This window comes from Desulfuromonas acetoxidans DSM 684 (genome assembly GCF_000167355.1).
Classification (GTDB): domain Bacteria; phylum Desulfobacterota; class Desulfuromonadia; order Desulfuromonadales; family Desulfuromonadaceae; genus Desulfuromonas; species Desulfuromonas acetoxidans.
Genome location: NZ_AAEW02000008.1, coordinates 178,514 through 187,500, shown reverse-complemented (window position 1 = coordinate 187,500; position 8,987 = coordinate 178,514). Strand labels below are relative to the sequence as shown.

Genomic DNA, 8,987 nt, shown 5'->3' with positions numbered 1-8,987 from the left:
CTCCGGGCAGAACATGCTCATCCGCAGTGGGAACATGGGTATGCGTTCCCACAACGACAGACACGCGCCCATCAAGATAATGGGCCAGAGCCATCTTTTCGCTGGTGGCCTCGGCATGAAAATCCACCATCACCACCCGGACGTCGTCAGGGAGACTGGCCAGATACTGATCGGCAAGTCGAAACGGGCAATCGAGGTTATTCATAAAAACGCGGCCTTCAAGATTAATCACCGCCACCTTAATTCCGGCGCTGGTTTCATACAGACCCAAGCCACGCCCCGGCGCCCCCTCGGGATAATTTCCCGGCCGCAACACATCGTCAAACCGATCCAGCTGCGCGGCAAACTCTCGCTTATCCCAGATATGATTACCGGAGGTGATGACATGCACACCGAGTTTGCGAAACTCGCGTACCACATCTTCCGTCAGCCCAAAACCGCCAGCGGCATTCTCGCCGTTGACGACGACAAAATCGACCGCATGACGATCAACCAACCGATCCAGGCAGCGCGACAATAGCTGTCGGCCGGCCCGACCAACCACATCCCCAACAAAAAGCAGTTTCACAGTACAGCCTCACTTTGACTACTTAGCATAATCAACGGCACGGGTTTCACGAATAACATTGACCTTAATTTGACCCGGATAGGTCATTTCGGTCTCAATCTTGGCTGCGATATCTTTGGCGAGCACATGAGAATGGGCATCGGAAACCTGATCGCTGGAAACCATAACACGCACTTCACGGCCAGCCTGAATCGCATAGCAGCTGTCGACCCCGTTAAACGAGGTGCCGATACGCTCCAACTCCTCTAGGCGCTTGACGTATGTTTCCAACATTTCACGCCGCGCACCAGGACGCGCACCGGATAGTGCATCTGCGGCCTGAACCAGAACCGCCAGAACACTGGACGGCTTCTCCTCTTCGTGGTGAGCAGCAATGGCATGCACAATCTCCGGCGATTCGCCATACTTACGGGCCAGGTCAGCACCAATCATGGCATGGGAGCCTTCAACCTCATGGTCGACCGCTTTACCTAGGTCATGGAGCAAGCCGGCCCGCTTGGCCTGCTTGACATTAATGCCCAATTCCGCAGCCATCACGCCACACAGAAAGGCGACCTCAAGCGAATGTTTAAGAATATTCTGACCATAGGAAGTCCGATATTTAAGCCGCCCGATCAACTTAACTACTTCCGGATGGATGCCATGCACCCCAACGTCAAAGGTCGCCTGCTCCCCAGACTCGCGAATCGACTGATTCACATCTTCTTCGGCTTTCTGAACAATCTCTTCAATTCGGGCCGGGTGGATGCGACCATCGGTCACCAGCTTTTCCAACGCCAGACGGGCAACCTCACGTCGCACCGGGTTGAATCCGGAAATAATCACCGCCTCCGGTGTATCGTCAATAATCAGGTCAATACCAGCCGCAGCTTCAATGGCCCGAATATTCCGGCCTTCGCGACCAATAATTCGACCTTTCATTTCATCGGAAGGCAGCGGCACAACGCTGACGGTTTTTTCAGCGACATAATCACCAGCATAACGTTGAATCGCCAGAGACAGAATTTCTTTGGCTTTTTTATCTGCGCTCTCACGAGCCTCATCCTCAATCTGCTTGATTCGCTTAGCAGCATCGTGACGTGCCTGGCTTTCCATCGTCTCCATCAGATGTTGACGGGCTTCTTCACCGGTCATTCCAGAGACCTGTTCAAGTCGCGCCATTTGCTCTTCAACCAACTGCTCGACCTTCTTTTCGCGCTGCTGAATCGCACCTTCCTGAGTCGCCAACTCGCGCTCGCGCTGCTGAGCTTCCTTCTCGCGCGTTTCGAGAACCCGATCTTTCCGATCAAGATTTTCTTCTCGCTGAATCAGGCGCCGCTCCTGGCCCTGAAGTTCGCGTCGCAACTCTTTGGCTTCCTTTTCCCACTCGGACTTAGCCTTTAAAACCGTATCTTTTGCCTGCAACTCCGCTTCCTTGCGGATCGTTTCAGCTTCTTTTTTTCCATCTTCAATAATTTGTGATGCCAACTGCTGGGCGCTGCCCATCTGTGATTCATCAAGGCGACGTCGCACGTAGGCACCAACAAGTGCCCCTCCGGCGACGGCAATCAATACCATTATACTGCCAGTTACTGTATCCACTTAAACCTCCTGCGCTTCGATGCGTAAAAGAGTAATTGTTGTTAGAGCCTGCTGCAAAAAAGGCTCGCGGAGCCCATTAAATGGGCAACCACCTTACTAACCCGAATCAGAATGCCAGGATCTCTTCATCGGTCACAATATAATCCAGACCGATATCATGAGATTCTTTGGGCAGATCATCTTCAAGCTGAAAAGAAAACCCCAGCCCCACGAGGAGGCAGGACGACGGTCGCACCTCGAACGTCTGATCGTAAAACCCTTTACCATACCCCAGTCGCGAGCCACAGCGCCCAAAGGCGACACCCGGCACAACAACAAGGTCCAACTGGTTCACGGCTACCTGCTGGCAGCCGGTTGGCTCCAGAACACCAAAACAACCAGGGCAAAAACTATGCGTATCAGGAGTGATCGCAAAAGACATCCGCCCATCTTTGACCTGAGGAAACACCACGCATTTTCGAGCATCCAGAGCTGCTTCAAACAACAACGTCGTCTCAACTTCATGCCGGATCGGTGAATAAAGCGCAATCGTCTGGGCCTGATCAAACTGCGGCAAACTCAGAAGACGCTGCTGGGCACACCGGCTGAGACGACGGTATTCATCCACAGCCAGAGAGAGTCGTTGCTGCAGTTGTTTTTCTCGAACGCGATGTTTGGGCATTCTGCTCCATGGCAGCCTGCCGGAGAACAATTGACAAGATGGGGGTATCTGGGGCGGGAACCGTCGCGAAAAGCCTGCAATTCAGGCTACCACGAGCGAACAGTCAATATCTAAAAAGCGCCGGTTCATCAAACCCTAACCGGAGCATTACAATAAAAAAAGCCGAATTCGGCATCTATTTATCAAGATGTGTTGACTTGAACTTCTTTGCCATATCCCGATCTCACAATCGAAAACCGGTGGCTTATCGCTTAGTCATCCGACTTATTCGGACAACGCGGAGGATAATTTTTCGTCTAACGTCTGCAACGATTGTGAAATCGTACTTTGTGCCTGCTCCAACTCTCGCTGGGTTTCAAAATACAATCCAGCCACATTCATCAGGGCAAGAACCGTCGCTCCCAGCGTATCTGCGGTAGCACCGGCAGCCAACACTTCAGCAATACGGGCATCGACATAGGCAGCCACTTTCTGCACCTCTTCCACGGAACGCGTACTCCGTATTGAGAAATCCTGCCCTAATATCGTCACCCGAACCGATTGCTTCAAGAGCTCTCCTGATCAAGAAAGTCCAGCCGGGACAGAATTCGGTCCAACTCCTGGCTGACAAATTCACGTTCCTGAACAAGGCTGTCTTTCTCCTCATTCAGTCGTTTACATTCCTGCTCCAGCTGTTCTTTATAGGCAAGCAGCCGATCTATTTTTTCTTCCAGACGGACTAAAATATCCAAACTCATAGCCATTTATTCGATAGTAGTATGAGGTTAAGTAAACCTCTGCAAAATGTCAAGAAAGTTAACGTTTTTCGAAAAGAGCATCGACAAACATCTGCGGATCAAAGGGACGCAAATCCTCAATCCCCTCACCGACGCCGACAAAACGAACCGGCAACCCCAATTCGGCACCAATGGCGACCGCCATCCCCCCCTTGGCCGTGCCGTCCAACTTTGTCAGAGCGATCCCGGTAACACCAACTGCCTCCTTGAACAATCGCGCCTGCACCAGTGCGTTTTGCCCCGTTGTAGCATCAAGCACCAGCAGCGTCTCATGGGGAGCGTCACCAATTTCACGGCCAAGAACCCGGTACAACTTTTTCATCTCTTCCATCAGATTGACCTTCGTATGCAGACGGCCAGCCGTATCGAGAATAAGAATATCAGCATTACGAGCCACAGCGGCCTTGGCGGCATCAAAAGCAACAGCAGCAGGGTCTGCTCCTTCGTCATGACGAATCACCTTGACTCCCGACCGTTCCCCCCACACTTCGAGCTGATCGGCCGCAGCGGCCCGGAAGGTATCCGCCGCCCCCAAAACAACCTTTTTGCCCTGTGAAGAAAACTGCTGAGCCAACTTACCAATTGTGGTGGTTTTTCCGACACCATTCACGCCGATCACCATCAGAACAAACGGGCTATGGCGATCAAGAGCCAGGGGCTCGGCATTGACATCGAGCAAACGACGTATCTCATCTTTCAGCAGATCGCGCAACTGATCCGCATCCGTCTCTTTGAGCTCTTTCGCACGTTGCTGAAAGCCATCAACCAGCATTTGCGTGGTTTTCATGCCAAAATCTGCGGTAATCAGAATCTCTTCAAGCTCCTCTATCACATCCTGATTTACAGTGGATGCTCCAGTGAACAACGAATCAATACGGCCAATAAGAGCTGAACTGGTTTTTGATAGCCCGGAACGCATCCGATCATAGAGAGACACAGGCTCTGGCGGAGCTTCAACCGTTGCTGCTCGCGAAGGAGCCTCAACCGCCTCTTCCCGTCCCTGTCCAACCGACGCATCCGGAGCCACTTCGGCGGGTTCGGGTGCCGGAGGCTGCAGCGATTTACGACGCCGACGCCGAACCAGCCGCCAGACCAGAAACAACACCAATAGTGTCGCTCCCAGATACAGCGTTGCATACGCCGCAAGGAGCTGCTTTTCGACCGGGACTCCCCACTGAGCATAGACCGCGACCAACCAGGAAACCGCCTGCTGGACGAGCACAACCAATTGAGCCATGAGCCCTGAAAAGAATTCACCCACAGAGCGCCACGATTGATACACACTATCCATTAGTTCTGACCACTGCATAACTGATTATTTTTCCTATAAATTCTATTCAAAAACAAACATAAAAAACAAAGCTAAGCGCCTTAAACAAAAAGGCATAAAAGCCCTGAAATGGGCGCACGAAATCATTTAAGCCTCAAACTCCAGGCGAAGTTCTTCGACACAGAGACGGGCTGCCTGACGGATAAGGGCACTGAATCGATCCGAGTCAGCACAAAGAGCCAGATAATACTCTGTTGTGATAGGAAACACAAACCAATCTACACTCTCGGTGCGAATGACGATTTCTTCAATGGGACCAAATCGGCTTTCGTTGAGACAGCGACGAAAATGACTGAGCAAGATGCCCTGATGGGCGCCAAAGATCTTCAAATCGTCCATTTCCGCCCACAGAGAGAACCAGTCAACGGCTTCCCCATCCCAATCGGCAATAATGGCACAACTAACCCCCTGACCACTTTCCACCAGAGGTGTAAGAAGATGCTTGAACGGCATGAACTCTCCTTCCGTTTGCTATAAAATCTGTCGACGTACCCAAAAGCTCCGCTATGGAAGTCGTTAACTCGCCGCCAATTCATCCATGCGCACGGCTACCAGCGAGGAGACACCTGGCTCTTCCATGGTGACACCAAACAGGGTGTCGGCAATTTCCATGGTACGGGTATTGTGGGTAATAACCACAAATTGCGATGAGCGCGACATCTCTTTGACCATATCGTTAAAGCGACCGATATTGGCATCATCAAGCGGTGCGTCAACCTCATCCAACACACAAAACGGTGACGGCTTGATCAAAAAAATGGCAAAGATCAGCGCCACAGCCGTCAACGCTTTTTCACCACCGGAAAGCAAGCCGACATTCTGCAGTTTTTTCCCGGGCGGCTGGGCAATGATGTCAATGCCACTTTCGAGCAAATCGCTTTCATCCGTCAAACGCAGCTCGGCCTCGCCACCGACAAACAGGCGAGGAAACACCTGCTTGAATTGTTCGTTAACCTGTTCAAACGCCTCTTTAAAACGCTTGCGCGTGGTGCGATTAATGCGGCTAATGGCCGTTTGCAGATCGTCAATGGAGGCATGAACATCATCGCGCTGTTTTTCCAGAAAATCAAAACGTTCCTCCAGCGCAGTGAACTCTTCAATGGCCATCAGGTTCACTTCACCAAAGGCTTCAAGGCGTACCCGCAACTTGTGCAGCTTTTCCGTGGCCTGATGAACCTGATGGGGATCAAGATCATCCTGGCGTGTCAAATCGACCTGATACTTATCGCGAATTGTCTGGTGCAGATGTTCCAGCTCCAAATGATGCTCTCGCACCTTGATCTGCAGATGACTGTGTTGTTCCGTTGCCCCGTTCAAGGCACTGCGTTTCTGCCGCGCCTGCTGGTCCAACTGTTCAACTTTTTCATGCAGAACACGCGTCTGTTCCTCAATGCCTGCCTGACGCTGCTGTTCACGTTGACGGCGCTCCAGCAGCACCTGAAGTCGGGCCTGTCCATCTACCTGCTGCTGCTTGAGAGTCAGCAACTCTTCACCGCATTGTTCAAGTCGTCGTTGGCGATCAAGCTGACGTTGCTGCTGATCGGAAACCGCTTTCTTTTCGCGATGCAAATCGCTGTGCAAGCGCTGCTGGCGTTCGACACCACGCGCCAGTTCAACATCGATTTCGGCGAGTCCCTGCTGTTGTTCGGTCAACTGTTCTCGTTCCTTGGCAAGCTCCGCTTCGCCCTGCGTCAAGGCCTCATTCAACTCCTGCTGGCGCTCTGCACCCAGGCGAACATTCTCCTCCAACTCCACCAGCTGACGGCGCAACAGCTCATCCTCTTCGGCAAACTGATCCGCATCAAACAACAACAGCTCAAAACGCTCATCAACCCGTTCCAGTTCTCGAACCATCCGGGTGCGCTCTTTTTCCAACTCTGCGACTTGCATCTGTTGCCTCTGACACAGCAGCGACAACTCCTGATGCTCTTCACGACAGGTTTCAGCGCGTTGCGCGCTCACCTGTTGACTCTGCTCGAGATCGTCCACCTGTTGCTGCAGGATCTCTTTTTCATGGTTGAGCTCTTCGATGCGACGCTTGTTGTCCAGCAACTGTTGTTCACGACTATCGCCCTGACCAACCGCCAGATAGCCCTGCCAATTCAGGACATCGGCCTGGGGTGTGACCAGACAGCAGCCATGCGGTAGCGGTGTTTGCCAATAATCCTCAAGCGTCTCAACAACAAACACCCCCTCCACCAAAGCAGCGAATGCGGCACTGGTCTCATCAAAGTCAATCAACTCCTTTAAAGGTGTCCCACCTGGAAACACTACGGCAGGAGGTGTCAAGGGCAACTGAAACCGACAGCGCTCAAAGTCTTTTTCATGGCTTAGAGCAAGCACCGTTGCGGCATCTTCCACTTTAATGGCTTGAATCTGAGAGCCCAATGCCGCCGCAACAGCCGCTTCATAGCCGGGCTTGACATGCACCCCTTCGGCCATGGTTCCAGCCAGTTTTCCAGTCAGGTCGGAGCGCGACAATGCCGCACGGATACCTTCTTCATACCCGGCATGATTCCCGGCCAACTCCTGCAAAGACTCCAGCCGTGATGCACCCTGATGAAAGCGCTTTTGCACCTCACGTAACTCCGCCTGCAAGCGATCTCGCTGCTCTTGCTCGGCGCGCTGCTGACGAGCAACCTCGTCAAGTTGCTCGCGGCTGTCGGCAAGTCGCTCCTGGCCTGCCAACAGATCATCATTCACCGCGACAATCTGCTCCTGCAGCTGTTGACGTTGCTCTTCCAGGTTAAGCCTGTCACGCTGCTGGCGCTGCTGGCGCTCGTTGAGTGAGACACGTTTCTGCTCAGCCTGAGATTTTAGCCCCTCACACCGCGACATGTCGACATGACTGGAAAGGACGTCTTTACGTAACCGATCAATTGTAGCCGCACGTTCACGCTCCTGTTCAACTTGACGCTGAACACGCTTCTGGACCTGATCGCGTTTCTGCTGTAGTTGCTCGACATCTTCTGTCGCCTGATCGTGCTGGCACGTTAACTGGTCAATCTGTGAAGAGGAATTCGACTCCATACGGCGCGCTTCCGCCACCTCTGCAGAAAGCGTTTCCTGTTGTTGTTCGGTATGCCGCATCTGCTGACGTGACAGCTCTAACTGGCTTTCCACCTTCTGAATATCACTGTCGAGCTGAAACAGTTGGTCGCGCAAGCGGCGCATCGTCTCGTCTTGCTCGGCCTGTTCAAGACGCGCTTTTTCAAACGCCAATTCAGCCTGAGACGCCCCGGACTGCCCCGCCTCAACTGCCGTTTCAGCCTGTTCCAATTGCTTTTCAAGCTGTTCTGTCTCCTGCTCCAATTCGCTCCAGCGATGGCGCGCCAATTGAATTTCCAGTTCTTTGACCTGATTGCGCAACTCCCGAAAGCGCTGTGCTTTACCGGCCTGGCGACGTAAGCTGTCCCGCTGCCTCTTCACTTCGCCAATAACATCATTGAGGCGTGTCAGATTTTGACGCGTGGATTCGATTTTGCGCAATGCCGCTTTTTTACGGGCTTTATATTTGGTCACCCCGGCCGCTTCTTCAATGAGAACGCGACGCTCTTCGGGACGAGAGTGGAGAATGGAACCAATTTTCCCCTGTTCAATAATGGAATAGGCGCGCGCACCAACGCCGGTATCCATAAACAGTTCGGAGATATCCTTGAGCCGACAGGGGGTTTTATTGAGCAGGTATTCACTGTCGCCATTGCGATACAGACGACGGGTAATCATGATTTCTGAATACTGGTTAAATTCACTGGTGCCGGCACTTTGTGGATTGGCAAAAACCATGGTGACTTCAGCCATTCCGTGAGGACGCCGTTTTTTGCTGCCACCGAAGATCACATCTTCCATGGCCTGACCACGAAGATTCTTGGCGTTCTGCTCTCCCATCGCCCAGCGGATCGCATCAATCACATTGCTTTTGCCACAGCCATTGGGTCCGAGGATGGCGGTCACGCCGGGCTCAAAATTGAGTACCGTGCGATCAACAAAGGATTTAAACCCGATGATTTCAATCCGTTTTATTTTCATAATGAGATCATATCCGCCACAAAAAAACCGCCTGAGAACATC

8 protein-coding genes (1 of these 8 cut by a window edge) are annotated in these 8,987 nt (G+C 52.5%); all 8 read right to left on the bottom strand.

Translation table 11 applies throughout. The features are described 5' to 3' along the window. Window positions 1-568, bottom strand: the 5' portion of a protein-coding gene (locus DACE_RS08720; protein WP_006000392.1) for a TIGR00282 family metallophosphoesterase. Its footprint begins 215 nt before the window's first position; 568 of the gene's 783 nt are visible here — the first part of the coding sequence; the start codon lies at window positions 566-568; its stop codon lies off the left edge, out of view. Between the two features lie 18 nt (window positions 569-586). Continuing rightward, entirely contained in the window at window positions 587-2,125 is a 1,539-nt protein-coding gene (rny, locus tag DACE_RS08715; RefSeq protein ID WP_040366642.1) for a ribonuclease Y, read from the bottom strand. A 130-nt stretch (window positions 2,126-2,255) separates the two neighbouring features. Continuing rightward, window positions 2,256-2,810, bottom strand: coding sequence for a 5-formyltetrahydrofolate cyclo-ligase (locus DACE_RS08710; protein ID WP_006000388.1), 555 nt, complete (start codon window positions 2,808-2,810; stop codon window positions 2,256-2,258). A 264-nt stretch (window positions 2,811-3,074) separates the two neighbouring features. Next, window positions 3,075-3,359 carry a cell division protein ZapA gene (locus tag DACE_RS08705; RefSeq protein ID WP_081449981.1) on the bottom strand — a complete coding sequence of 95 codons (285 nt, stop codon included), beginning with the start codon at window positions 3,357-3,359 and terminating at the stop codon, window positions 3,075-3,077. Next, on the bottom strand, window positions 3,356-3,547 hold the full coding sequence (locus tag DACE_RS08700; RefSeq protein WP_155809052.1) for a cell division protein ZapB: 192 nt from the start codon (window positions 3,545-3,547) through the stop codon (window positions 3,356-3,358). Before DACE_RS08700 ends, DACE_RS08705 begins: the two co-directional genes overlap by 4 nt. Before the next feature lie 58 nt (window positions 3,548-3,605). Beyond that, window positions 3,606-4,895 carry a signal recognition particle-docking protein FtsY gene (ftsY, locus tag DACE_RS08695; protein WP_006000384.1) on the bottom strand — a complete coding sequence of 430 codons (1,290 nt, stop codon included), beginning with the start codon at window positions 4,893-4,895 and terminating at the stop codon, window positions 3,606-3,608. A 108-nt stretch (window positions 4,896-5,003) separates the two neighbouring features. Then, window positions 5,004-5,369, bottom strand: coding sequence for a roadblock/LC7 domain-containing protein (locus tag DACE_RS08690; protein ID WP_006000382.1), 366 nt, complete (start codon window positions 5,367-5,369; stop codon window positions 5,004-5,006). Window positions 5,370-5,432: 63 nt separating this feature from the next. Then, window positions 5,433-8,945 carry a chromosome segregation protein SMC gene (gene smc, locus DACE_RS08685; RefSeq protein WP_006000380.1) on the bottom strand — a complete coding sequence of 1,171 codons (3,513 nt, stop codon included), beginning with the start codon at window positions 8,943-8,945 and terminating at the stop codon, window positions 5,433-5,435. Window positions 8,946-8,987: the final 42 nt, after the last annotated feature.